Below are 25,203 nucleotides of genomic sequence, written 5' to 3'. Positions count from 1 at the left end.
GACAACGATATGGCAGCAGTGGAAGTGAAGGTGCCGGACATCGGCGATTTCGATGAAGTCGCGGTGATCGAGGTGCTCGTGAAGGTGGGCGACACGGTCAAGGCCGAGCAGTCGCTCATCACGGTGGAATCGGACAAGGCGTCGATGGAGATTCCGTCGTCGACGGCCGGTGTGGTCAAGGAAATCAAGGTCGAGATCGGCGGCAAGGTGAAGGAGGGCTCGGTGGTGCTCGTGCTCGAGGCCGAAGGTGCCGCCGCCGCAGCGGCCCCCGCGCCTGCAGCAGCTCCAGCTCCTGCGGCTGCCGCTCCGGCGCCCGCAGCCGCGGCGCCTGCACCGGCTGCCGCGCCCGCCGCAGCCTCCGGTCCGGTCGAGATCAAGGTGCCGGACATCGGCGACTTCAAGGACGTCGCGGTCATCGAGCTCTTGGTCAAGCCCGGCGACACGATCGCGGCCGACCAGTCGCTGATCACCGTGGAATCGGACAAGGCCTCGATGGAGATTCCGTCGTCGGGTGCCGGCGTGCTGAAGGAACTCAAGGTCAAGGTCGGCGACACGGTCAACATCGGCGACCTGATCGCGATCCTGGAAGGTTCGGCGGGTGCGGCACCTGCGCCTGCGCAAGCTGCCGCAGCAGTGCCGGCCGCAGCAACCGCCAGTGCCCCCGCGCCGGCCGCTGCTTCGCCGGCCCCGGCCGCAAGCCCGGCAGCCGCCGCTGCACCGCACGATCCCACCGCGGCGCCCAGCGCCAACCTGCCGCACGCCTCGCCCTCGGTGCGCAAGTTCGCCCGCGAACTCGGCGTGCCGCTCGAAGAGGTCAAGGGCTCCGGTCCCAAGGGCCGCATCACGCAGGAAGACGTCCAGGGCTTCACCAAGGCCGTGATGAGCGGCCAGACCAGCACCAAGGCCTCGGCGGCCAAGGCGCCGGCCGGTGGCGGCAGCGCAGATGGTGCCGCGCTGGGCCTCATTCCGTGGCCCAAGGTCGACTTCACCAAGTTCGGCGCGGTCGAGCGCAAGGACCTCTCGCGCATCAAGAAGCTCAGCGGCGCGAACCTGCACCGCAACTGGGTGATGATTCCGCACGTCACCAACAACGACGAAGCCGACATCACCGAGCTCGAAGCCTTCCGCGTCTCCACCAACAAGGAGAACGAGAAGTCGGGCGTGAAGGTCACGATGCTGGCCTTCGTGATCAAGGCGGTGGTTGCGGCGCTGAAGAAATTCCCCGACTTCAACGCGAGCCTCGATGGCGACCAGCTCGTCTACAAGCAGTACTTCAACATCGGCTTCGCCGCGGACACGCCCAACGGGCTCGTGGTGCCGGTGCTGAAAGATGCCGACAAGAAGGGCATCCTTCAGATCAGCGCCGAGATGGGCGAACTCGCCAAGAAGGCGCGCGACGGCAAGCTCGGCTCGGCCGACATGCAGGGCGGTTGCATGTCGATCAGCTCGCTTGGAGGCATCGGCGGCACGCACTTCACGCCCATCATCAACGCCCCCGAAGTGGCCATCCTCGGCCTCTCCAAGGGCCAGATGAAACCGGTGTGGGATGGCAAGCAGTTCGTGCCGCGTCTCACGCTGCCGCTGTCGCTGTCCTACGACCACCGCGTGATCGACGGTGCCTTGGCTGCGCGCTTCAACGCCTACCTGGGCCAGGTGCTCGCGGACTATCGCCGAATCCTGTTATGACCACCGTAGTGGCCGTCCGCAAAGGCGGCCAGGTCACGATGGCAGCCGACTCTCTGGTGACCTTCGGCGACACGCGGCTCTCGCACCGTGCCGAGAAGAACCAGAAGATCTTCACCGTCGAGGACGCGGCGGGCACCAGCCTGTTCGCCATGGCCGGCGCCGCGGCGCATTTTTTGGTGCTGCAGCACGCGCTGGCTGCGCAGGAGCGCGAGAAGCTCCTGTTCGGCAGCAAGCACGAGATCTTTCGCACCTTCACGATGCTGCATCCGGTGCTCAAGGACTCGTTCTTCATGCAGACCAAGGAAGACGAGCACGAGCCCTACGAGTCGAGCCAGTTCACGATGCTGATGGCCAACCAGAGCGGCATCTACGGCATCTACAGCTACCGCGAGGTGTTCGAGTTCAAGGAGTTCTGGGCCATCGGCTCGGGACGCAGCTTTGCCCTCGGTGCCATGCACGCGGCCTATGACATCAAGTCGCGCAGCGCGCGCGACGTGGCGGAGGCGGGGATCGCCGCCGCCTGCGAATTCGATCGCAATTCGGCCCCACCGGTCGACGTTCTCACACTCAAACTGAAAGTGTCCAAATGAGCGAACAACAAATCAAGGTGCCTGACATCGGCGACTTCGACGAAGTCGCGGTGATCGAGGTGCTGGTCAATGTCGGAGACACGGTCAAGGCCGAGCAGTCGCTGATCACGGTCGAATCGGACAAGGCTTCGATGGAGATTCCGTCGTCTGCCGCTGGCGTGGTGAAAGCCATTGCCGTGAAGGTGGGCGACAAGGTCAAGCAAGGCTCGGTCGTGCTGACGCTGGATGTGGACGGTGCAGCGGCTGCTGCTCCGGCTGCTGCCGCGCCAGCGCCTGCCGCTGCGGCTCCTGCGCCCAAGGCTGCGGCACCCGCGCCGGCTCCTGCTGCAGCGCCTGTCGCTTCCACCTACGGCGGCAAGGTCGATGTCGAGTGCGATGTCATCGTGCTCGGTGCCGGCCCCGGCGGCTACTCGGCAGCGTTCCGTGCGGCCGACCTGGGCCTCAAGGTCGTGCTGATCGAGCGTTACGCCACGCTCGGTGGCGTGTGCCTGAACGTCGGCTGCATCCCCTCGAAGGCGCTGCTGCACGTGGCGTCCGTCATGGATGAAGTGAAGCACTTCGCCGACCTCGGCGTGAGCTTCGCTGCGCCCACGGTCGATCGCGCCAAGCTGCTCGGCCACAAGAACAAGGTGGTGGGCAAGCTCACCGGCGGTCTCACCGCCATGGCCAAGATGCGCAAGGTGACAGTGCTGCGCGGCGTGGGCAACTTCATCGACCCGTACCACCTGGAAGTCGAAGAAACCTCCGGCACCAGCTGGGACACCACGGGCAAGAAGCAGACCGTCAAGTTCCGCAACGCGATCATCGCGGCGGGCTCGCAGTCGGTCAGCCTGCCGTTCATGCCCAAGGGCGATCCGCGGATCGTGGATTCCACCGGCGCGCTCGAAATGGGCACGGACCCCAAGCGCATGCTTGTGCTGGGCGGCGGCATCATCGGCCTCGAGATGGGCACGGTGTATTCGACGCTGGGCGCGCGCCTCGATGTGGTCGAAATGCTCGACGGCCTCATGCAAGGCGCCGACCGCGACCTGGTGAAGGTCTGGCAGAAGATGAACGCGCCGCGCTTCGACAACATCATGTTGAAGACCAAGACCGTCGGTGCCGAGGCCACGAAGGAAGGCATCAAGGTCACCTTCGAGGGCGAGAACGCGCCGAAGGAGCCGCAGGTGTACGACCTGGTGCTGCAGGCCGTGGGCCGCAGCCCCAACGGCAAGAAGATCGGCGCCGAGAAGGCCGGCGTCGCGGTGAGCGACCGCGGCTTCATTCCGGTGGACATCCAGATGCGCACCAACGTGCCCCACATCTTCGCCATCGGCGACATCGTGGGCCAGCCCATGCTGGCGCACAAGGCGGTGCACGAGGCGCACGTGGCGGCCGAGGTGATCGCCGGCGAGCAGAAGGGCGACAAGGAGCTCTCCAGCGCCGCTTTCAACGCCCGCGTGATCCCCAGCGTGGCCTACACCGACCCCGAGGTGGCGTGGGTCGGCCTCACGGAAGATCAGGCCAAGGCCGAAGGCATCAAGGTCAAGAAGGGCCACTTCCCGTGGACCGCGTCGGGCCGCGCCATCGCCAACGGCCGCGACGAAGGCTTCACCAAGCTGCTGTTCGATGCCGAGACGCATCGCATCCTGGGCGGCGGCATCGTCGGCACGCATGCGGGCGACATGATCGGCGAGATCGCGCTGGCCATCGAGATGGGCGCGGACGAGATCGACATCGGCAAGACCATCCACCCGCATCCGACGCTGGGCGAAAGCATCGGCATGGCGGCGGAAGTGGCGCACGGTACCTGTACCGACCTGCCGCCGACGAAGAAGGCGGCCTGACAGAGACAGAGGCGCCATCGAGCGCCCACAAAAAATCCCGCCGCGGCGGGATTTTTTTCGTCCTGACCCCGGGGGATCGGAAGTCGGATCAGTCGCCGGTGCGGGCGGTGGCCGCTGCGGCCTTGATTTCTTCGGTCGGTGCGCCGCCGAGTACGCGGCGGGCGCCGTCGAAGCGGCGTTGCCAGTAGCTGCCGTTCATGTCTTCGACACGAACCTGGGCGCCCGAGCGGGGGGAGTGGATGAACTTGCCTTCGCCGACATAGATGCCGACATGGCTGAAGGCGCGGCGCATGGTGTTGAAGAACACGAGGTCGCCGGGCTTGAGCTGGCTGCGGTCGATTTTTTCGGTGGCGGCGGCTTGCTCTTCGGCGCGGCGGGGGAGCATGTGGCCGACGGTCTGGTTGTACATCGCGCGGACGAAGCCGCTGCAATCGAACCCGGACTCCGCCGTGTTGCCCCCGCGGCGGTAGGGAACGCCGAGGAAACCGATGGCGGTCACCACCAGGTCGGACGTTCGCTCTGTGACTGTTTGACGGACCTGCTGCAACTGCCCGATCAGACCTTTGTCTGCGAGCAAGCGGGCCATCTCGTCATCGGTTCGGTCCTGTTGGGGGGCTGCGTGGGCAGCGAGGGCAAACAGGAGGGACGCGGGTAGGACGAAAAAACGCATGGCGCGTAGGATATTGATGACGCGCGGTTATGTCAATTTAATCTGAATTAGCGAATGTGTCTGCAAATCGTTGATTTGCTTGATGTTTTTCGATCCGGCCGAAGAAAAAATGTAACGGTCGACCTTTATGGCCCATAAGTGATTCGTTTCGAATGGGCCTTCGCCGTCGGGGTGAACTGTCGGAAGGACTGGGTGCTGACGCTATTTCCCGCCAAGATGGGCTCAATTACCCGGAAAAGACATGAACTTTCGATTTAAGGCCGTTGTTCGTCTTGTGCGCCGCGCCGCCGTGGTCGCTGGCATGGGTTTTTGCGGCTTCGCCCTGGCACAGGCGCGGCCTGAAACGGTGGCTTCCGGCCTCGAGAACCCTTGGGGCGTGAGCTTTCTGCCGGGTGGCCGCTATGTCGTGACCGAACGCCCCGGGCGCCTGAGGTTGGTTGGCGCGGACGGCAAGATCGGCGCCCCCATTGCAGGCTTACCCCCCATCGCGGCGGGCGGCCAGGGCGGTTTGCTCGATGTGCTGGCGGACTCGGGCTTCGAGAAGAACCGCACGCTGTACTTCTGCTTCTCCGAACCCGAGGCCGGTGGTTCAAGCAACAGCACCGCGCTGGCGAGCACGCAACTCTCGGCCGACGGCGCCCGGCTCGAGAACCTGAAGATCATCTTCAGCCAGAAGCCCAAGGCGGCAAGTCGCCTGCACTTCGGCTGCCGCATCGTCGAGGCGCGCGACGGCACGCTGTTTCTCACGCTGGGCGAACGCTTCAGCCGGAAAGAAGACGCGCAAAAGCTCGACAACCACCTGGGCAAGGTGGTGCGCATCAACAAGGACGGCTCGGTGCCGAAGGACAACCCCTTCGTCGGCAAGGCAGGCGCGCTGCCCGAGATCTGGAGCTACGGCCACCGAAACGGGCAAGGCGCTGCGCTCGCGCCCGACGGCCGCTTCTGGATGACCGAGCATGGCCCGCAGGGCGGCGACGAAATCAACATCCCGCAGGCCGGCCGCAACTACGGCTGGCCGGTGATCACCTACGGCGAGAACTACGGCGGCGGGAAGATCGGCGACGGCATCACGGCCAAGGACGGCATGGAGCAGCCGCTGCATTACTGGGTGCCGTCGATCGCGACATCGGGCATGGCGTTCCTGACGAGCGACCGCTACGGCACCGCCTGGAAGGGCAACCTCTTCGTGGGCTCGCTGAAGTTCGGCTACCTCGATCGCATCGAACTGAAGGACGGCAAGGTGGTCGCCGAGCACAAGCTGCTGGCAGACGGCCGGGCACGCATCCGTGACGTGAGGCAGGGGCCGGATGGCCTGCTCTATGTGTTGACGGACGAGGCCGACGGCAAGCTGCTGCGCCTGCGTCCGAACTGAGGGGCCGTTTCAGCCGGGGCAGCCCGGCAGCGGCAGGGTCGGCAGCATGCGGCGCCAGAGCCGCGTCCACTCGGGCCAGTCGTGGCCGCCTTCCGTCGTGAAGACGCGATCCGCTGGCAGCGCCGCCGCCAGCAGCCGGTGGCTGAAGGCAAAGCGGTCGTCGATCGCGTACCCGAGATAGAGCGGTGGCCGTGCGCCGAAGGTGGCGGTGGTGCCGACGTAGCCGCGCAGCCATTGCCAGAGCTGTGTTTCGTTCGGCGTGCGTGGGTCGTTGCCGGGCGGATCGCTCACCGGCCCGGTCCAGCGGGCGATCCCGCCGGCATTGGCGATGTCGGTGCTGAGTCCGCGTTCTCCGAGATAGGGCGCAAGGGTGACGAGGCCCGCGAGTTCGCCGGGGTGGGTCTGCGCGTAGAGCAGCCCGCCGAAGCCGCCGACCGAGATGCCGACGATCCAGATCGACTTGTAGCCTTGGCTGCGCGCCGGTGCCATCACGTCCTGGCTCAAGCGCTCGAGGATGGTCTTGCTGTTGTAGTAGCCGAGATGGGCGTCGACCCGCATCACGTCCACCGCGAGCCTGTTGTCGTTCAGGGCGCTGACGAAGCCTTCGCGCACGAACTCGTCGGGGTGCGAGTAGGCGCCGGGCAGCATCACGACGAGCGTGTCGGCGTTCGGTGTGCAGGTGCTTTTTTCGAGTGTGGTCTCCAGCGGCGCCTTGGCCGTGCGCAGGCCGCCGCACCCGGTGGCTAGCAGCGCAGCGCAAAGAGCAGCCAGAAGAATCTGCATCCGCCGGAGTCTAGGCGCGCCGCGAGGCCGGCAGGTCGACCATCACCGGCTGGCCGGGCGTGGTGCAGCCGGTGTCGCAGCATTTGCCGGGCTGGCGGTTCTTCGTGATGGCGCGTGCCGGATCGTGCGGCGCCGCGGCGGGCGATCCGTCCGCCGCAATGCCGCGTTCCAGGATGCGCTCGACCAGCTCGACCTTGGAGCCCACCGGGTAGTTGCGCCAGATCTCCTGCTTCATCGCCGCCGGCGAGCCGCCGCCATGCAGGCTGATCACGCTGTACCAGCCGCCCTGGTAGCCGGCCGTGAGGTCTTCGATGAAGCGGGCCGTCTCGATGCGCTGCTCGTAGGGAATCGCCGGGTTGGCGCGCAGCACGTCCGAGAGGCGTGCTGCGGTCTCGGGGTTGTGGTCTTCGTCGGGGCCGGGCAGGGTGACGATGAGCCCGCCGCTCACGTAGTGCGCGATGCGGTGCATGTCGTAGATCTTCGTGGCCAGCAGCAGCTTGCCGATGTTGCTGAACACCGGGTCGGGCATGAAGACTTCGCAGTGCGCGTCGGCCTTGCCGTAGACGCTGGCGGCCACGCCGCAGGCGAAGAAGCTCTCGGTGATGGTGATGAGTTCGACCATCTGCTCGCGCAGGTGGCTTTCCTTGCCGGGGTCGAAGCCGTTGGCCTCGCACATCAGCGCGCCGGCACCGATCAGGAGGTCGCCGAAACCGGCGCGCGCGCCGATGCAGCTGTGGCGATGGTGCGTGGCGTAGCTGTAGGTGAGGTGGCCGGAGTGCTCCCATTCGCCGGCGTAGAACACGCGCTCCCACGGCACGAAGACGCGGTCGAACATGCACACGCCGGTGCTCTGGCCGTACTTGCGGCTGAAGAGGGCGTCGCCGTGTTCGAGCTTTTCGCCGGGGCGGCCGGCCGGTCGGGCGACGATGGTGAGGCCGGGCGCATCGAGCGGCACGGCGCAGCAGACGGCGAAGTCGGCGTCTTCGCGGCCCATGTTGCGGCAGGGCATGACGAGCAGTTCGTGCACATAAGGCGCGCCGGTCACGATGGCCTTCGTGCCCGAGATGACGATGCCGCGCGCATTGCGCTCGACCACGTGCAGGTAGCTGTCGACGTTCGCCTGCTCGTGCGGCCGGCGGCTGCGGTCGCCCTTGGCGTCGGTCATGGCGACGCCCAGGGTCAGGTCCTGGTCTTGCACGCGGTGCAGGTACTCGTGGAAGCGCGCGGTGTGCTCGGTGCTGCCGCGCGCGTCGTCGATGCGCGCCGACACCTGAGCGATGGCATTGAGCGCGTCGTGCGTCAGGTAGCGCTGGGCGCAGCCGGTTTCCTGGCAGACCAGCCGCACGGCCTCCAGCTTGTTGAGCAGGTCGCCCGAGCTGGTGTCGATGTGCGAGAGCCGGTTCACCCGCTTGCCGCTGGTGTGCTGCACGGCGGTCATCAGGGGCTCGTACTCGGCCTTCAAGGCGTAGTCGTAGGTGAGGGCGATGGCATTGATGCCGGGCTGGAACGCGGCTTCGTCGGCCACGCTGTCGACGCGGCGGCCATCGACGAACACGTTGGGGCTGTAGCGGCGCAGCGATTCGCGGTAGTCGGCGCCGGACATGAGGGCGGCGGGGAGCGGGGCGTTCATCGTTTGTCTCCGTGCTTTTTTGATCGTCGTCGCAAATATTTGAACACTGTTCATTTTTTATATCAATGTTAAAAAATATGAACTAGAACGTAATCCGAGACTTATAGTGCCGCCCATGCACGCCAAGCTCCAACGCCGCCAGGCCCTCATCGACGCCCGCCGTGCCCTGGTGCTCGACGCTGCCCGCACGGTGTTTTCGGATGCGGGGATCGAGGACGCGAGCATCCGGGAGATCGCGAAGAAGGCCGGCTACACGCCGGGCGCCATCTATTCGTACTTCGAGAGCAAGGAAGCGATCTATGCCGCGCTGCTCGACGAATCGCTGATGCGCCTGCAGGCCGCCGTGGCCGAGGCGAAGGTGTCCAAGTCCCGGCCGGACAAGACCCTGGCCTCCAAGGCGCAGGCCTGGTTCGACTTCTATGCGGCGAACCCGCGCGACCTCGACCTCGGTTTCTATCTGGTGCACGGCATGCGCCCCCGTGGGCTGACCAGCGAGCTGGACCACGAACTGAACGACCGCCTCTACGACGCGCTGCGCCCCTGCGAAGGCGCACTGCTGGCCATGGGCCTGGGCGACGCCCTCGCGCTGCAGGAAAACACGGCGCTCTTCGCGCACGGCGTCGGCCTGCTGCTGATGCAGCACACCGGCCGCATCCGGATGTTTCGGCAGTCGGCCGATGCCTTGTTCAAGACCTATCTGGCGCAACTGACGCAGCGTTCCGCCGCCCCGGCGATGAATGAAGATGCCGGCGAGCCGGTCGAGGCAGGCCAACCCGATCTTTTCGGTGGTACGGTTCAGCCCAATTCAACCGATACCTGAAAGATACCGTTCATGCTGCTCGACGCCTCGCTCTCCCAACTCGTTCTGGTCGACTACCAGGCGCGGCTGATGCCGGCGATCTTCGAGAGCGAAGCGGTCGCGCAGAACGCGGTGCGGCTGGGCAAGCTGGCGCGGCTGTTCGAGGTGCCGGTGTTCGGCACCGAGCACAACCCATCCAAGCTGGGCGAGAACGTGCCCGACATCCGCGCGCTGTGCCAGCGCACCTTGCCGAAGATGCATTTCAGCGGCGTGGAAGAGGGCCTGGGCGAATGGCTGCGCGTGCCGGCCAAGGCGCCGCAGGGCAACGCCCGCAGCCTGCCCAAGCATCTGCAGAAGCCGGCCGCCGCGGCCGAAGAACGCAACACCATCGTGATCGCCGGCTGCGAAGCCCACGTCTGCTTGCTGCAGACCGCGCTCGACCTGCTCGAAGAAGAATTCGAAGTCTGGGTCGTCACCGACGCCTGCGGCTCGCGCACCGAGCGCAATCGGGACGCCGCCTTCGACCGGCTGGCTGGCGCCGGTGCCGAACTCGTGACGACCGAGATGGTCGCCTTCGAGTGGCTGCGCACCGCGGAACACCCCGCGTTTCCTGAGGTTCTCGCGCTGGTTCGATAGCCGGGTCGCGGCTGCCGGGCAGGGCGCGGCCGGATTGTTCCGGTCGTCAGCTTGCTGCAAGATCGGCCTCCATAATTATGAATTCAGTTTTGGCGAGACTGCCGAAGCCGGACGAATAACAGGAGACAAACCGAGATGAGCCGCTACGAAGAGTTTTATCGCCAGTCCATCGACGCGCCCGAGGCCTTCTGGGCCGAGCAGGCGAAGCTGATCGACTGGCAGACCCCCGCAGAGCAGATCCTCGACGCCAGCCAGCCGCCGTTCGCGCGCTGGTTCGTCGGTGGCACCACCAACCTGTGCCACAACGCGGTCGACCGGCATCTGGCTGCGCGCGGCGACCAGCCGGCACTGATCTTCGTTTCCACCGAGACCGGCGTCGAGAAGAGCTACAGCTTCAAGGAGCTGCACGCCGAGGTGCAGCGCACCGCCGCCAGCCTGATCGAGCTCGGCGTGGGGAAGGGCGATCGCGTACTGATCTATATGCCGATGATTCCCGAGGCCGCCTTCGCGATGCTGGCCTGCGCGCGCATCGGCGCGATCCATTGCGTGGTGTTCGGCGGCTTCGCGAGCGGTTCGCTCGCCACGCGCATCGAGGACGCCGAGCCCAAGGTCGTCGTGAGCGCCGATGCCGGCTCGCGCGGCGGCAAGGTCATCGCGTACAAGCCGCTGCTGGACGAGGCGATCCGCCTGTCGAAGTACAAGCCGGCCGCCGTGCTCCTGACCGACCGCGGCCTCGCACCCATGGACCTGACCGCCGGCCGCGACCACCTGGCCAGCGAACTGCGGCAGAAGCACATCGATGCGCAAGTGCTCTGCACGTGGCTCGCCTCGACCGACATCAGCTACACCATCTACACGAGCGGCACCACCGGCAAGCCCAAGGGTGTGCAGCGCGACGTGGGCGGCTATGCCGTGGCGCTGGCCGCGAGCATGAAGCACATCTTCGACGGCCGGCCCGGCGAAACGTATTTCTCGACCAGCGACATCGGCTGGGTCGTGGGCCACAGCTACATCGTCTACGGCCCGCTGATTGCCGGCATGGCGACCATCATGTACGAGGGCCTGCCGACCCAGGGCATCGACCAGCAGCCCGACGGCGGCATCTGGTGGCGCCTGGTCGAGAAGTACAAGGTGACGGTGATGTTCAGCGCGCCCACCGCGGTGCGCGTGCTCAAGAAGCAGGACCCCGCGCTGCTGAAGAAGTACGACCTCTCGACCCTGCGTGCGCTGTTCCTCGCAGGCGAGCCGCTCGACGAGCCGACCGCGCGCTGGATCAGCGAGGGCCTGGGCGTGCCGATCATCGACAACTATTGGCAGACCGAATCGGGCTGGCCGATGATCACCATCGCCAACGGCGTCGAGGCCAAGCCGAGCAAGTTCGGCAGCCCGGGGATTCCGATGTATGGCTACCGCATCAAGATCCTGCATGAATCGACCGGTGAGGAACTCACGGCGCCGAATGAGAAGGGCGTGGTCGTGGTAGACGGCCCGACCCCGCCTGGCTTCATGCAGACCGTGTGGAAGGACGACGCGCGCTTCATTAACACCTACTGGAAGAGCGTGCCCGGCAAGATGGTCTATTCGACCTTTGACTGGGGCATCCGCGATGCGGACGGCTACTTCTACATCCTCGGCCGCACCGACGACGTGATCAACGTCGCGGGGCACCGGCTCGGCACGCGCGAGATCGAGGAGAGCATCTCGGGCCATGCCAACGTGGCCGAGGTCGCGGTGGTCGGCGTGGCCGATGCGCTCAAGGGACAGGTGGCGATGGCCTTCGTCGTCCCGAAGGACGGCCGCGCCGTGACCGACGCCGATGCGGCGCTGAAGCTCGAAGGCGAGATCATGGAAGTGGTGGCCGATCAGCTCGGTGCCCTTGCAAGACCCGCCCGCGTGCGCTTCGTCTCGGGGCTGCCCAAGACCCGCAGCGGAAAATTGCTGCGCCGCGCCATCCAGGCCGTCTGCGAGCAGCGCGACCCGGGCGACCTGACCACCATCGACGACCCCGCCACGCTGCAGCAGATCAAACAGCTGCTTTCTTTGTCCTGAGTGAGGGTTGCGGGCCTTGCGAAGCTGCGGCCGGCCGTCATATGGTTGACGTGGCACAATGCCAAGGTACTCAGGCCCTTCCCCAGCCACAGTCGCATCCGCCAATCGGTCCAGCCGTGTCGCGGAAGGTTTCTTAACCAGCTAGTGCTTCCTTCAGGGAAGCGAAGGTCAGCGGATCATGAGCGATTCATCGACGCCATCGGCGTACAGCGCCTATCAAGGCAACACTTATCTCTTCGGCGGCAATGCGCCCTATGTCGAAGAGATGTACGAAAACTACCTCTCCAATCCCGGCAGCGTTCCCGACAACTGGCGTTCGTACTTCGACGCCCTGCAGAACGTTCCCGCGGCCGACGGCACCAACACCCGCGACGTCCCGCACCTGCCGGTCATCAACGCTTTCGCCGAGCGCGCGAAGCAGGGCACGACCAAGGTCGTGCAGGCCAGCGGCGCCGACTCCGAACTCGGCCGCAAGCGCACCTCCGTCCAGCAGCTGATCGCCGCCTACCGCAACGTCGGCGCACGCTGGGCCGACCTCGATCCCCTCAAGCGCGCCGAGCGCCCGGCCATTCCGGAGCTCGAGCCCTCGTTCTACGGCTTCGCCGATGCCGACCTCGAGACGGTGTTCAACACCAGCAACACCTTCTTCGGCAAGGAGACCATGTCGCTGCGCGACCTGCTCAATGCCTTGCGCGAAACGTACTGCGGCACGATGGGCGCCGAGTACATGTACACCACCGACCAGAACCACAAGCGCTGGTGGCAGCAGAAGCTCGAAAGCGCGCGCACCAACCCGAAGCTGAGCGCAGAGCAGAAGAAGCACGTGCTCAACCGTCTGACCGCGGCCGAAGGCCTCGAGCGCTTCCTGCACACCAAGTACGTCGGCCAGAAGCGCTTCTCGCTCGAAGGCGGCGAGAGCTTCATCGTCTCGATGGACGAGCTGATCACCCAGGCCGGCGCCAAGGGCGTGCAGGAAATCGTGATCGGCATGGCCCACCGCGGCCGCCTGAACGTGCTGGTCAATTCGCTCGGCAAGATGCCGGCCGACCTGTTCGCCGAGTTCGACCACACCGCCCCCGAAGAATTGCCCAGCGGCGACGTCAAGTACCACCAGGGCTTCAGCTCGGACGTGACCACCCCCGGCGGCCCGGTGCACCTGAGCCTCGCGTTCAATCCCTCGCACCTTGAGATCGTGAACCCCGTGGTCGAAGGCTCGGTGCGCGCCCGCATGGACCGCCGCGCCGACCCGCTGGGCAAGCAGGTGCTGCCCGTGATCGTGCACGGCGACGCCGCCTTCGCAGGCCAGGGCGTCGTGATGGAAACGCTGGCGCTGGCCGAAACCCGTGGCTATTCCACGGGCGGCACGGTGCACATCGTCATCAACAACCAGATCGGCTTCACCACCAGCGACCCGCGCGACAGCCGCTCGACGCTATATTGCACCGACATCGTCAAGATGGTCGATGCACCGGTGCTGCACGTGAACGGCGACGACCCCGAAGCCGTGGTGCTCGCCACCCAGCTCGCGCTGGAATTCCGCATGGAATTCCAGAAGGACGTGGTCGTGGACATCATCTGCTTCCGCAAGTTGGGCCACAACGAGCAGGACACCCCCTCGCTCACCCAGCCGCTGATGTACAAGAAGATCGCCCAGCACCCCGGCACGCGCAAGCTGTACGCCGACAAGCTGGCCGCTCAGGGCCTGGGCGACACGCTCGGCGACGACATGGTCAAGGCGCAGCGCGCCGCTTTCGACGAAGGCAAGAACACCGTCGATCCGGTGCTCACCAACTTCAAGAGCAAGTACGCCGTCGACTGGAGCCCGTACCTCAACAAGAAGTGGACCGACGCCGGCGACACCGCCATTCCGTCGTCCGAGTGGAAGCGCCTGGCCGAGAAGATCACCACGGTGCCGGCCGGCTTCACGGTGCACCCGCTCGTGAAGAAGGTGCTGGACGACCGCGCCGCCATGGGCCGCGGCGACGTCAACGTCGACTGGGGCATGGGCGAGCACATGGCCTTCGCCTCGCTGGTGGCCAGCGGCTACCCGGTGCGCCTGTCGGGCGAAGACTCGGGCCGCGGCACGTTCACGCACCGCCACGCCGTGCTGCACGACCAGAACCGCGAGAAGTTCGACACCGGCACCTTCACGCCGCTGCAGAACGTGGCTGAAAACCAGGCGCCGTTCGTCGTCATCGACTCGATCCTGTCGGAAGAGGCCGTGCTCGCGTTCGAATACGGCTACGCCTCGAACGATCCGAACACGCTCGTCATCTGGGAAGCCCAGTTCGGCGACTTCGTGAACGGCGCGCAGGTGGTGATCGACCAGTTCATCGCTTCGGGCGAAGTGAAGTGGGGCCGCGTCAACGGCTTGACCATGATGCTGCCGCACGGCTACGAAGGACAGGGCCCCGAGCACAGCTCGGCACGCCTGGAGCGCTTCATGCAGCTGAGCGCCGACACCAACATGCAGGTGGTGCAGCCCACCACGGCCAGCCAGATCTTCCACGTGCTGCGCCGCCAGATGGTGCGCAACCTGCGCAAGCCCCTGATCATCATGACGCCCAAGTCGCTGCTGCGGAACAAGGACGCGACCTCGCCGCTGTCCGAGTTCACCAAGGGCAGCTTCCAGACCGTCATTCCCGACAGCAAGGGCCTGAAGGCCGAGAAGGTCAAGCGCCTGATCGCCTGCTCGGGCAAGGTCTACTACGACCTGGCCAAGAAGCGCGAAGAGCAGGGCAGCGACGACGTGGCGATCATCCGCGTCGAGCAGCTCTATCCGTTCCCGCACAAGGCCTTTGCCGCCGAGATCAAGAAGTACCCGAACCTCGCCGACGTGGTGTGGTGCCAGGACGAACCGCAGAACCAGGGCGCCTGGTTCTTCGTGCAGCACTACATCCACGAAAACATGCAGGACGGCCAGAAGCTCGGCTACTCCGGCCGTGCCGCTTCGGCATCGCCGGCGGTCGGGTACTCGCACCTGCACCAGGAACAGCAGAAGGCGCTCGTCGATGGCGCATTTGGCAAGCTCAAGGGCTTCGTGCTGACCAAGTAATCCAAGTCTCTTTTCACACGAACACCCTCAAGAAAAACACGGAGCAATCTCCAAATGTCTATCGTAGAAGTCAAAGTCCCCCAGCTTTCCGAATCCGTGGCCGAAGCCACCATGCTCACCTGGAAGAAGAAGGCCGGCGACGCCGTCGCCGTCGATGAAATCCTGATCGAGATCGAGACCGACAAGGTCGTGCTGGAAGTGCCCGCGCCCTCGGCTGGCGTGCTGGCCGAAATCGTGCAGCCCGATGGCGCCACCGTGGTGGCCGACCAGCTGATCGCCAAGATCGACACCGAAGGCAAGGCCAGCGCCGCTGCCCCGGCTGCAGCACCCGCTGCCGCTGCGCCGGCTGCTGCCGCGCCTGCTCCGGCAGCCGCTGCCGCCGCCACCGGGGGTTCGAAGTCCGACGTTGCCATGCCCGCCGCCGCCAAGCTGCTGGCCGACAACAACTTGAAGACCGGCGACGTGGCCGGTACCGGCAAGGACGGCCGCGTCACCAAGGGCGACGTGCTCGGCGCCGTGGCTTCGGGCGCCAAGCCCGCGGCTGCCGCCATTCCCGCACCGGCTGCCAAACCCGCACTGCCGCAGGTCGCCTCACCGGTGGGTTCGTCCGACCTGGGCGAGCGCCCCGAGCAGCGCGTGCCGATGAGCCGCCTGCGCGCCCGCATTGCCGAGCGCCTGATCCAGTCGCAATCGACCAACGCGATCCTGACGACCTTCAACGAAGTGAACATGGCGCCCGTCATGGAACTGCGCAAGCGCTTCCAGGACAGCTTCACCAAGGAACACGGCGTGAAGCTGGGCTTCATGTCCTTCTTCGTGAAGGCCGCCGTGCACGCGCTCAAGAAGTACCCGGTGATCAACGCGTCGGTCGACGGCAACGACATCCTGTACCACGGCTATTTCGACATCGGCATCGCCGTCGGTTCGCCGCGCGGCCTGGTGGTGCCGATCCTGCGCAACGCTGACCAGATGAGCTTTGCCGACATCGAGAAGAAGATCGCCGAGTACGGCAAGAAGGCACAGGACGGCAAGCTGGGCATCGAAGAGATGACCGGCGGCACCTTCTCCATCTCGAACGGCGGCACCTTCGGTTCGATGCTCTCGACGCCGATCATCAACCCGCCCCAGTCGGCCATCCTCGGCGTGCACGCCACCAAGGACCGCGCTGTCGTGGAGAACGGCCAGATCGTCATCCGCCCGATGAACTACCTGGCCATGAGCTACGACCACCGCATCATCGACGGCCGCGAAGCCGTGCTGGGCCTGGTCGCCATGAAGGAAGCGCTGGAAGATCCGTCGCGCCTCTTGTTCGACATCTGATCCACGCGCGCTGCCGATGGAGTGGTATTGCAAGCCTTTCGACGCGCTGACCGCGCGCGAGGTCTACGCGATTCTGTCGGCGCGCAGCGAAGTCTTTGTCGTGGAGCAGCGCTGCGTGTACCTCGATCCGGACGGCAAGGACGCGCAGGCGCACCACCTCTTCGCGCTGGACGATGGCGCAGAGGGACGGCCGCAGGTGGCTGCATACCTGCGGCTCCTGCCGCCGGGCGTGTCGTACGAGGAAGCCTCGATCGGACGCGTCCTGACGGGCGCTGCATACCGTGGCCAGGGCCTCGGGCAGGAGCTCCTGAGCCGAGGTCTCGTGCATGCGAACGGGTTCTGGCCGAATGCCGCGCTCCGGATCGGCGCGCAGGCGTACCTGCAGAGGTTGTATGAGTCGGCGGGCTTTGCCACAGTGGGCGAGCCCTACGACGAAGACGGGATACCGCACATCGAGATGGTGCGGAACGTTCATCACTAAATTTTCGGAAATCAAATGACCACCAAACAATTCGATGTCGTCGTGATCGGCGGCGGCCCCGGCGGCTACATCGCCGCGATCCGTGCGGCGCAACTGGGCTTCAACGTGGCCTGTATCGACGAGTGGAAGAACGCCAAGGGCGGTCCCGCGCTCGGCGGCACCTGCACGAACGTAGGCTGCATTCCTTCGAAGGCGCTGCTGCAATCGTCGGAGCACTTCGAGCACGCCGGCCACGGCTTTGCGGACCACGGCATCAAGGTGTCGGGCCTCGCGCTCGACATCGACAAGATGCTGGCCCGCAAGGACCAGGTCGTGAAGCAGAACAACGACGGCATCACCTACCTGTTCAAGAAGAACAAGATCACGTCGTTCCACGGCCGTGGCTCGTTCGTGAAGGCCGCCGAAGGCGGCTACGAGATCAAGGTGGCGGGCGCCGCCGAGGAAACCATCGTCGGCAAGCACATCATCGTGGCCACGGGCTCCAACGCCCGCGCGCTGCCGGGTGCGGCCTTCGACGAAGAGAACATCCTCTCGAACGACGGCGCGCTGCGCATCGGCGCTGTGCCCAAGAAGCTCGCGCTGATCGGCTCGGGCGTGATCGGCCTGGAAATGGGCTCGGTCTGGCGCCGTCTCGGCTCGGAAGTGACGGTGCTCGAAGCACTGCCCACGTTCCTGGGTGCGGTGGACGAGCAGATTGCCAAGGAAGCCAAGAAGGCGTTCGACAAGCAGGGCCTGAAGATCGAACTGGGCGTGAAGGTCGGCGAGATCAAGTCGGGCAAGAAGGGCGTCTCGATTGCCTGGACCAACGCCAAGGGCGAAGCCCAGGTGCTGGACGTCGACAAGCTGATTGTGTCGATCGGCCGCGTGCCCAACACCATCGGCCTGGCCGCCGATGCCGTGGGCCTGGCGCTCGACGAGCGCGGTGCCATCACCGTGGACGGAGACTGCAAGACGAACCTGCCCAACGTGTGGGCGATCGGCGACGTGGTGCGCGGCCCGATGCTCGCGCACAAGGCCGAGGAAGAGGGCGTTGCCGTGGCCGAGCGCATTGCCGGCCAGCATGGTCACGTCAACTTCAACACGATCCCGTGGGTGATCTACACGCACCCCGAAATCGCGTGGGTCGGCCAGACCGAGCAGCAGCTCAAGGCCGAAGGCCGCGCCTACAAGGCCGGCACCTTCCCGTTCCTCGCGAACGGCCGCGCACGCGCGCTGGGCGACACGACCGGCATGGTCAAGTTCCTGGCCGATGCCGCGACCGACGAGATCCTGGGCGTGCACATGGTGGGCCCGCAGGTCAGCGAACTGATCTCCGAAGCCGTGGTGGCCATGGAGTTCAAGGCGAGCGCCGAGGACATCGCGCGCATCTGCCACGCGCACCCGTCGCTGTCGGAAGCCACGAAGGAAGCCGCCCTGGCGGTGGACAAGCGCACACTCAACTTCTGATGCGCTGATCCCTTGGCCAGCGTCAAAGAGGCTTACGAAAAGGAGCTCGCCGCGCGCGGGTTCCACAGCGATCCCGCGCAACTGCACGCCGTGGAGGCGCTGGATCGCTGCGCGAACGAATGGGCGGAGTACAAGGCCCAGCGTTCGAATGCGCTGAAGAAGTTCATCAACCGGCCCGAGCTGCCGCGTGGCGTCTACATGTACGGTGGCGTCGGGCGGGGCAAGAGCTTCCTGATGGACCTGTTCTTCAACGCGGTGCCGCTGCGCCGCAAGACGCGGCTGCACTTCCACGAGTTCATGCGCGAGGTGCACCGTGAATTGCGCGAACTGCAGGGCACGGTCAACCCGCTCGACGAGCTGGGGCTGCGCATCTCCAGGCGCTACAAGCTGATCTGCTTCGACGAGTTCCACGTGGCGGACATCACCGACGCGATGATTCTTCATCGGCTGCTGGTGTCGCTGTTCGAGAACGGCGTGGGCTTCGTCACCACCTCCAATTTCAAGCCCGACGACCTGTATCCCGGCGGGCTGCATCGCGACCGCATCCTGCCTGCGATCGCGCTGCTCAACGAGAAGCTCGAAGTGCTGAGCGTGGACAACGGCACCGACTACCGGCGCCGCACGCTCGAGCAATTGCGCATGTACCTCACGCCGAACGACGCGTCGGCCGAGAAGGAAATGCGCAAGGCCTTCGACAAGCTGGCCGAGACGGCCGACGAGAACCCGGTGCTGCACATCGAGGCGCGCGAGATCCGCGCGCGGCGCAAGGCCGGCGGCGTGGTCTGGTTCGACTTCAAGACGCTCTGCGGCGGACCGCGTTCGCAGAACGACTACCTGGAGATCGCCAGCCAGTTCCACACCGTGCTCTTGTCCGACGTGCCGCACATGCCGGTGCGCATGGCCTCGGAGGCACGCCGTTTCACCTGGCTGGTCGACGTCTTGTACGACCGGCGCGTGAAGCTCATCATGTCGGCCGAGGTTCCGCCCGAGGCGTTGTACACCGAGGGTCCGCTGGCGCACGAGTTTCCGCGCACGGTCTCCCGGCTCACCGAAATGCAGTCGAGCGAGTTCCTCTCCCTGGAACGCCGCATCGTCGATACCCGACTCACATGAAAAAAATCGCCCTTGCCTTGCTGATGACCTTGGCCAGCCTTCCGCTCTGGGCGCAGTCGAATGCCGCGGCCGGCAACGCCAACCTCGAAGCCGAACGCGGCCGACTGTCCGCCGAGCGCGAAGCGATCGAAGCGCGCTTCGTCCAGGAGCGGGCGGTCTGCTACAAGAAGTTTGCGGTCGAAGACTGCCTGCGCGAAAGCCGTGGCCGGCGGCGCACGGAGCTCGACAGCATCAAGCGCCAGGAAACGGCCATCAACGACATCCAGCGCCAGCGCGCCGGTGCGGCGGAACAGCAGAAGCTCGACCAGAAGGCCGCCACGCAGCGTCCGGCGGACACCCAGGACAAGCGCGACCAGTCGGCCAAGGAGCAGAAGGACCGCGAACAGCGCGCTGCCGACCATGCCACCAGCCGGGCCGCCACCGCGGGCGAAGCCGCCGAGCGCCAGAAGCAGTTCGACGACAAGCAGAAGGCGCATGCCGACACCCAAGCCAAGGCTGCTCAGCGCCGCGCCGAGGGGCCCGCCGAAGCGGAGCGTTTTGCAGAAAAGCAGCGCAAGGCGGAAGAGCACAAGGCGAGCCGCGAGCGTCAGAACGCCAACCGCTCCAAGCCGCGCGGCGCACCGCTGCCGCCGGCGGCGGCGCCCGCGTCATCGCCGGCGCGCTGAAGGCGCGCGGCGGCGATCAGGCCGTTGCGGTGGCGGCCGTTGCCGTTGTCGGCAACGGATCGAGCTTCAGCACGGCGATCGAGATGTTGTCACCCGTGCCGCGGGCCCGGCGGCGCGCTTCCCCCACCAGGATCTCGACCGCATCGCGCGGCGGCTGCGCGTACAGCACGCTTGCGAGCTCCGCGGGGCTGAAGTAGTGCCAGAGCCCGTCGCTGCACGCCATCAGCAGGTCGCCCGGCTGCATCTTCGGGATGTAGTGCGGGTCGATGGGCGGCGGCGTCGTGGCCATGCCCAGGCAGCCGAGCAGGATGTTGCCCTGGGGATGCACATTGGCCTCGGCCTCGCTGATCTGGCCACGGTCGACCAGCGCCTGCACATACGAATGGTCGCGCGTGCGCTTGACCAGTTGCCCGTCTCGGAAGTGATAGATGCGCGAGTCGCCCGCATGAATCCAGGCGCAATCGCCCTTGGGGTTCATGAGGAACGCCGCCAGCGTGCTGTGCGGCTCCTGCTCGCTGGAGATCGCGGTGAGCTTGATGACCGTGTGCGCGTCGTCGAGCAACTGGCGCAGGATGGCCTCGGGGTCGTCGCGGTCGGGGTGGTAGCGGGTGAAGAGCTGGCGTGCCGTCATCAGCACCTGGTCGGAGGCCTTGCGGCCCCCGCTGCGGCCGCCCATGCCATCGGCGATGACGCCAAGGACACAGCCCGGCGTGCGCGGATGGCTCATCATCAACACCTGGTCCTGTTGATAGGGGCGGTCTCCCTTGTGGAGTCCGGTGGCGGCGGCAAGTCGAAAGCCTTGGGTCATGAGCACATGTGCGCCAAAGGCGCGCTTCCTGTCTTCTCGTAAATTCGTATCAGGACGTATTATCGAATGAACATGCGCCGCGCCAACCCTGCGTTCGCACACCCACCGTTGGACTCCAATCTCCACTCCCTTTCCCGCCAGCTGATCGAACTGCGCATCGAGCACGCCGATCTCGATGCCACCATCGACCGATTGGCCGAAGCCTCGCCGCAAGACGAGCTCCTGCTGCGGCGCCTGAAGAAGCGCCGTCTCGCGCTGCGCGACCAGATCACGCGCGTGGAGAACATGCTCGATCCGAGAGAGCCCGCGTGACCGAGACGCTCGAGGACAAGGTGCGCGACGCGTTCGCGCAGGGCGGGGTGCTTTCGCATGCCGCCGATCAGTTCCGCGAACGCTCGGGCCAGACCGACATGGCCATGGCGGTGGCCCGCACCATCGACCAGGGCGGCGTGCTGGTGGTCGAGGCCGGCACCGGCGTCGGCAAGACTTTCTCGTACCTCGTGCCGGCGCTGCTGAGCGGTGAGCGCGTGTTGCTGTCGACTGCGACCAAGACGTTGCAGGATCAGCTGTTCGGTCGCGATCTGCCGAGGCTGGTCGAGGCCTTCGGCCTGCCGGTGCGCACGGCACTCTTGAAGGGGCGCGGCAGCTACCTGTGTCTGCACCGGCTCGACACGGCGCGCCACGACGCTTCCTTGCCCGAACGCGGCAGCCTGCGAACGCTCGCCAAGATCGAGCAATGGTCCAAGGCCACGCGCACCGGCGACCTGGCCGAGCTGCCGGGGCTCGACGAGCGCTCGCCGCTCATTCCGCTGATCACGTCCACACGCGAGAACTGCCTGGGCGCGCAGTGCCCGCAGTTCAAGCCCTGCCACGTGAATCTGGCGCGGCGCGAGGCGCTGGCGGCCGACATCGTGGTCATCAACCATCACCTGTTCTTTGCCGATCTCGCGGTGCGCGAGACCGGCATGGCCGAGTTGCTGCCGAGCGTGAGCGTGGTGGTGTTCGACGAAGCGCATCAGCTCAACGAAACTGGCGTGCAATTTCTCGGCGCGCAACTGGGCAGCGGCCAGGCGCTCGATTTCGCACGCGACATGCTGGGCGCCGGCCTGCAGCATGCGCGCGGGCTGGTCGATTGGCAGCAACTGGTGGCGGCGGTCGAGCGGGCTGCGCGCGAGCTGCGGCTCGTGGTCGGCAAGCAATGGCCCGGCGCCAAGCTGCGCTGGCTGGGCGAGTCGCCGGAGGGCGTCGATCCGGGGGCTTGGCAGAGGTCGCTCGAGGATCTGCAGCATTCGTTCGAACTCGCAGCCGAAGGGCTCGATACCGTCAGCGAGATTTCTCCCGACTTCGTGCGCCTGCACGAGCGGGCGCAGCAGCTCGCCAAGCGCTCGGCGCGCTTCGCACTGCCGTGTGCGGTCGATTCGGTGCGCTGGGTGGACGTGGGCTCGCAGCTGCGGCTGATCGAATCGCCACTCGACATTGCCGAGGCGATGCGCAAGCGCGTGCTCAAGATCAGCGATCCGGAAGACGGCGACGACAGCGACACCGACGCGTACGGCGAGCGCCCTCCGGCACAAGAGCGGGAACACGACCGCCGGGCCTGGGTCTTCACCTCCGCCACGCTGGGCGACGAGCCGACGCTGCGCTGGTTCACCGAGCCCTGCGGCTTGGGCGATGCCGAGGTGCTGCGCGTGCAGAGCCCGTTCGACTACGCCTCGCAAGCGGCGCTCTACGTGCCGCGCGTTTTTCCGAAACCCAACGACGCTTCGCACAGTGCGAAGGTCGCGCAACTGGCCGCACGCGGTGCCGCCGAGCTTGGCGGGCGCACGCTGGTGCTGACGACCACGCTGCGCGCATTGCGCACCATCGGTGATGCGATGAAGCAGCACTTCGAACTGCTCGATGCGGCGGTGCGGCCCGAGGTGCTGGTCCAGGGCGAGCTGCCCAAGCGCGTGCTGATGGAGCGATTCCGCGAAGGCGCGAACGAGGGCCGTGCCGGCTGCGTGCTGGTGGCGTCGGCGTCGTTCTGGGAGGGCTTCGATGCGCCCGGCGATGCGCTGCAGCTGGTGGTGATCGACAAGCTGCCGTTCCCGCCGCCCAACGATCCGCTGGTCGAGGCCCGGTCACAGCGCCTGGAAGCGCAAGGGCGCAGTTCGTTCAGCGACTACTCGTTGCCCGAGGCGGCCGTGGCGCTCAAGCAGGGGGCGGGGCGTTTGATTCGCCGCGAGACCGACAGCGGGGTGCTGGCGATCTGCGACACGCGGCTGGTGGCGATGGGTTATGGCCGCCGCTTGCTGGCGGCGCTGCCGCCGATGCGGCGGCTGGAAACCGAGGCGGATTTCGAGAGCGCCATCGGCGCCCTCAGGAATCCCGGCTAGTCGGCGCTGACTACCAGACCTTCCACCAAGGGTCGTTGTTGCCCTTGAAGCCGTTCGCCAGGTAGGTGCTCTGCGGATAGTTGGTGGTCAGCACGCGCTGGGCATCGTCGCGCAGGTCCTTCATGCCGAGGGCGTCGTACGACTTCACCATGATGTACAGGGCCTCTTCGAGCGCCGGCACTTCGCGGTAGTCGGACAGCGCGATCTGCGCCCGGTTGATGGCCGCCAGGTAGGCGCCGCGCGTGTAGTAGTAGCGCGCCACGTGAACCTCGTACTGCGCGAGCGAGTTCACGATGTAGTTCATGCGCTGGCGCGCGTCGGGGGCATAGCGCGAATCGGGGAAGCGCGTCACGAGGTCGCGGAACGACTCGAACGATTCCTTGGCCGCCTTCTGGTCGCGCTCGGACAGGTCCTGGCGGGTCAGAAACGCGAACATGCCCAGGTCGTCGTTGAAGTTGATCACGCCCTTGAGGTAGAGCGCGTAATCGAGCGCCGGGCTGGCCGGGTGCAGCTTCATGAAGCGGTCGATGGTGGCGATGGCATTGGCCTTTTCGCCGCCCTTGTACTGGGCGTAGGCCTTTTCCAGCTGGGCCTGCTGCGCGAGGGGGGTGCCGGCGGCGCGGCCTTCGAGCTTTTCGTACAGCGGCACGGCCTTGTCGTAGGCGCCCGAGCTGGATTCTTCCTTGGCTTCCGAGTAAATGCGGTTGGGGCTCCAGGAAGCGGTCTTGTCTTCCTTGGTGGAGGAGCAGCCGGTAGCGAGCAGAGCCGCCGCGCTGAGCGCGATCCAGGCGGGGACCGATAATTTGGCGCGAAACATCACATACGGCTTTCGTGAAACAGTTGACTTCAATTATATCGACCGACCCTTTGGCCGATCCCCCGGAAACCATGGAGCTCGAAGAGGGCGCCGATCCGGTCGAGCCGAGCGAGTTGCGCCCCTTTGTGGTCAGCGAAGCACTGCACGGTCAGCGGCTCGACCGGGCGCTGACCGCCCTGGTGCCCGAATTTTCCAGAAGTTACCTGCAGCAGTTGATCGAGGCCGGTGCGGTCGAGTTCCAGGGCCGCACGCTGACCAAGGCTTCGGCCACCGTGCGCGCCGGGCAGGCAGGGCACATCGAACTGCGCCCCACGCCCCAGAGCCAGGCCTTTCGGCCCGAGCCGATGGACCTGGTCACCGTGTTCGAGGACGAGCACCTGCGCATCGTCGACAAGCCGGCCGGCCTGGTCGTGCATCCGGCCCCGGGCCACTGGAGCGGCACGCTCCTGAACGGGCTGCTGGCGCTGGACCCGAAGGCCGTGCTGCTGCCCCGCGCGGGCATCGTGCATCGGCTCGACCGCGACACCAGCGGGCTGATGGTCGTCGCGCGCACCCGCGCCGCGATGGACGCGATGGTGGCGCTGATCGCCGCGCGCGAGGTCAAGCGGCAGTACCTCGCCATCGGACACAAGCCGTGGATCAGCGCCGCGGCCCGCCAGGTCGATGCCCCGATCGGGCGCGATCCGCGCAACCGGCTGCGCATGGCCGTGGTCGATCTGGAGCGCAACGCGGGCAAGACGGCCCGCACGCTGATCGAGCGGCTCGACAGCCATTCGGAGGGCTGTGTGGTGCGTTGCACGCTCGAAACGGGCCGCACCCACCAGATCCGCGTGCACATGGCGTCGATCGGCCATCCGCTGGTCGGCGATGCGCTTTACGGCGGCGCCCCGGCCGTCGGGCTGGCGCGCCAGGCGCTCCATGCGTTCCGGCTGGCCTTCGTGCACCCCGTCACGCAGGCTGCGCTCGAGTTCCGTTCGCCACCGCCGCCGGACCTTGTTCAGGCTTTGCAGTCCTGGGGGCTGGACTACAATCGCGCCTGACGGCCCAAGGGCCGCGCCGGCCCCCCGAAGCCGGCCCTGCGT

21 protein-coding genes are annotated in these 25,203 nt (G+C 66.3%); 16 read left to right on the top strand and 5 right to left on the bottom strand.

The genetic code is table 11. The annotated features are described in order from the left end of the window. Positions 1 to 9 precede the first annotated feature (9 nt). From aceF to lpdA (NU688_RS10385), 3 genes are read left to right on the top strand one after another with little or no spacing between them, the layout of a single operon-like run. Complete coding sequence (aceF, locus tag NU688_RS10395; protein WP_257860446.1) at positions 10 to 1,686, top strand: dihydrolipoyllysine-residue acetyltransferase; 1,677 nt, start codon at positions 10 to 12, stop codon at positions 1,684 to 1,686. Continuing rightward, positions 1,683 to 2,276, top strand: a complete 594-nt coding sequence (locus tag NU688_RS10390) for an MFS transporter (RefSeq protein WP_257860445.1) — start codon at positions 1,683 to 1,685, stop codon at positions 2,274 to 2,276. The genes aceF and NU688_RS10390 overlap by 4 nt, the downstream gene beginning before the upstream one ends. After that, complete coding sequence (gene lpdA / locus NU688_RS10385; protein ID WP_257860444.1) at positions 2,273 to 4,102, top strand: dihydrolipoyl dehydrogenase; 1,830 nt, start codon at positions 2,273 to 2,275, stop codon at positions 4,100 to 4,102. Before NU688_RS10390 ends, lpdA (NU688_RS10385) begins: the two co-directional genes overlap by 4 nt. An 88-nt stretch (positions 4,103 to 4,190) precedes the next feature. Here the strand turns inward: lpdA (NU688_RS10385) and NU688_RS10380 are convergent, their stop codons facing one another. Beyond that, positions 4,191 to 4,772 carry a C40 family peptidase gene (locus NU688_RS10380; protein WP_257860443.1) on the bottom strand — a complete coding sequence of 194 codons (582 nt, stop codon included), beginning with the start codon at positions 4,770 to 4,772 and terminating at the stop codon, positions 4,191 to 4,193. Positions 4,773 to 5,073: 301 nt separating this feature from the next. Between NU688_RS10380 and NU688_RS10375 the strand changes: the two genes are divergently transcribed. Next, complete coding sequence (locus NU688_RS10375; protein WP_374684639.1) at positions 5,074 to 6,144, top strand: PQQ-dependent sugar dehydrogenase; 1,071 nt, start codon at positions 5,074 to 5,076, stop codon at positions 6,142 to 6,144. 9 nt (positions 6,145 to 6,153) lie between these two features. On the opposite strand, the gene NU688_RS10370 is transcribed toward NU688_RS10375, so the two are convergent. Together NU688_RS10370 and NU688_RS10365 are read right to left on the bottom strand one after the other, a co-directional pair. Continuing rightward, positions 6,154 to 6,927, bottom strand: coding sequence for an alpha/beta fold hydrolase (locus tag NU688_RS10370; protein WP_257860441.1), 774 nt, complete (start codon positions 6,925 to 6,927; stop codon positions 6,154 to 6,156). Between the two features lie 10 nt (positions 6,928 to 6,937). Then, on the bottom strand, positions 6,938 to 8,557 hold the full coding sequence (locus tag NU688_RS10365; RefSeq protein ID WP_257860440.1) for a 4-hydroxyphenylacetate 3-hydroxylase family protein: 1,620 nt from the start codon (positions 8,555 to 8,557) through the stop codon (positions 6,938 to 6,940). Positions 8,558 to 8,672: 115 nt separating this feature from the next. On the opposite strand from NU688_RS10365, the gene NU688_RS10360 reads away from it, so the two are divergent. The 9 genes from NU688_RS10360 (at position 8,673) to NU688_RS10320 (ending at position 20,121) form a co-directional block, all read left to right on the top strand. Beyond that, positions 8,673 to 9,377, top strand: a complete 705-nt coding sequence (locus tag NU688_RS10360; RefSeq protein ID WP_257860439.1) for a TetR/AcrR family transcriptional regulator — start codon at positions 8,673 to 8,675, stop codon at positions 9,375 to 9,377. A gap of 12 nt (positions 9,378 to 9,389) precedes the next feature. Next, positions 9,390 to 9,992 (top strand): isochorismatase family protein, encoded by a 603-nt coding sequence (locus NU688_RS10355; protein ID WP_257860438.1) that lies wholly within the window; start codon positions 9,390 to 9,392, stop codon positions 9,990 to 9,992. Positions 9,993 to 10,073: 81 nt separating this feature from the next. Further along, complete coding sequence (locus NU688_RS10350; RefSeq protein WP_257860556.1) at positions 10,074 to 12,041, top strand: propionate--CoA ligase; 1,968 nt, start codon at positions 10,074 to 10,076, stop codon at positions 12,039 to 12,041. Positions 12,042 to 12,219: 178 nt separating this feature from the next. Further along, entirely contained in the window at positions 12,220 to 15,096 is a 2,877-nt protein-coding gene (locus NU688_RS10345) for a 2-oxoglutarate dehydrogenase E1 component (protein WP_257860437.1), read from the top strand. A gap of 54 nt (positions 15,097 to 15,150) precedes the next feature. Next, the gene (gene odhB, locus NU688_RS10340) at positions 15,151 to 16,416 is read left to right on the top strand and encodes a 2-oxoglutarate dehydrogenase complex dihydrolipoyllysine-residue succinyltransferase (RefSeq protein ID WP_257860436.1); all 1,266 of its coding nucleotides are present in this window, start codon (positions 15,151 to 15,153) and stop codon (positions 16,414 to 16,416) included. Positions 16,417 to 16,432: 16 nt separating this feature from the next. Further along, positions 16,433 to 16,897, top strand: a complete 465-nt coding sequence (locus tag NU688_RS10335; RefSeq protein ID WP_257860435.1) for a GNAT family N-acetyltransferase — start codon at positions 16,433 to 16,435, stop codon at positions 16,895 to 16,897. 15 nt (positions 16,898 to 16,912) lie between these two features. Further along, positions 16,913 to 18,343 carry a dihydrolipoyl dehydrogenase gene (gene lpdA, locus NU688_RS10330; protein ID WP_257860433.1) on the top strand — a complete coding sequence of 477 codons (1,431 nt, stop codon included), beginning with the start codon at positions 16,913 to 16,915 and terminating at the stop codon, positions 18,341 to 18,343. Between the two features lie 12 nt (positions 18,344 to 18,355). Then, positions 18,356 to 19,456, top strand: a complete 1,101-nt coding sequence (gene zapE, locus NU688_RS10325; protein WP_257860432.1) for a cell division protein ZapE — start codon at positions 18,356 to 18,358, stop codon at positions 19,454 to 19,456. Beyond that, on the top strand, positions 19,453 to 20,121 hold the full coding sequence (locus NU688_RS10320) for a hypothetical protein (protein WP_257860431.1): 669 nt from the start codon (positions 19,453 to 19,455) through the stop codon (positions 20,119 to 20,121). The genes zapE and NU688_RS10320 overlap by 4 nt, the downstream gene beginning before the upstream one ends. A 16-nt stretch (positions 20,122 to 20,137) precedes the next feature. Here the strand turns inward: NU688_RS10320 and NU688_RS10315 are convergent, their stop codons facing one another. Next, a complete protein-coding gene (locus NU688_RS10315; protein ID WP_257860430.1) occupies positions 20,138 to 20,929 on the bottom strand; it encodes a PP2C family serine/threonine-protein phosphatase in 792 nt (263 codons plus the stop codon). 108 nt (positions 20,930 to 21,037) lie between these two features. Here NU688_RS10315 and NU688_RS10310 point away from each other — a divergent pair, with 108 nt between their 5' ends. After that, the gene (locus NU688_RS10310; protein WP_041943815.1) at positions 21,038 to 21,241 is read left to right on the top strand and encodes a YdcH family protein; all 204 of its coding nucleotides are present in this window, start codon (positions 21,038 to 21,040) and stop codon (positions 21,239 to 21,241) included. Beyond that, positions 21,238 to 23,304, top strand: coding sequence for an ATP-dependent DNA helicase (locus NU688_RS10305; protein WP_257860429.1), 2,067 nt, complete (start codon positions 21,238 to 21,240; stop codon positions 23,302 to 23,304). Before NU688_RS10310 ends, NU688_RS10305 begins: the two co-directional genes overlap by 4 nt. A 10-nt stretch (positions 23,305 to 23,314) precedes the next feature. Here the strand turns inward: NU688_RS10305 and NU688_RS10300 are convergent, their stop codons facing one another. After that, positions 23,315 to 24,121: an outer membrane protein assembly factor BamD gene (locus tag NU688_RS10300; protein ID WP_257860428.1), complete on the bottom strand. Its 807-nt coding sequence runs from the start codon at positions 24,119 to 24,121 to the stop codon at positions 23,315 to 23,317. Positions 24,122 to 24,192: 71 nt separating this feature from the next. Between NU688_RS10300 and NU688_RS10295 the strand changes: the two genes are divergently transcribed. Further along, positions 24,193 to 25,161, top strand: a complete 969-nt coding sequence (locus NU688_RS10295) for an RluA family pseudouridine synthase (protein WP_257860555.1) — start codon at positions 24,193 to 24,195, stop codon at positions 25,159 to 25,161. Positions 25,162 to 25,203: the final 42 nt, after the last annotated feature.

This window comes from Variovorax sp. ZS18.2.2 (assembly GCF_024701975.1).
GTDB lineage: Bacteria > Pseudomonadota > Gammaproteobacteria > Burkholderiales > Burkholderiaceae_C > Variovorax.
The sequence above is the reverse complement of the archived record's forward strand: the minus strand, read 5'-3'. Positions and strand labels throughout refer to the sequence as shown.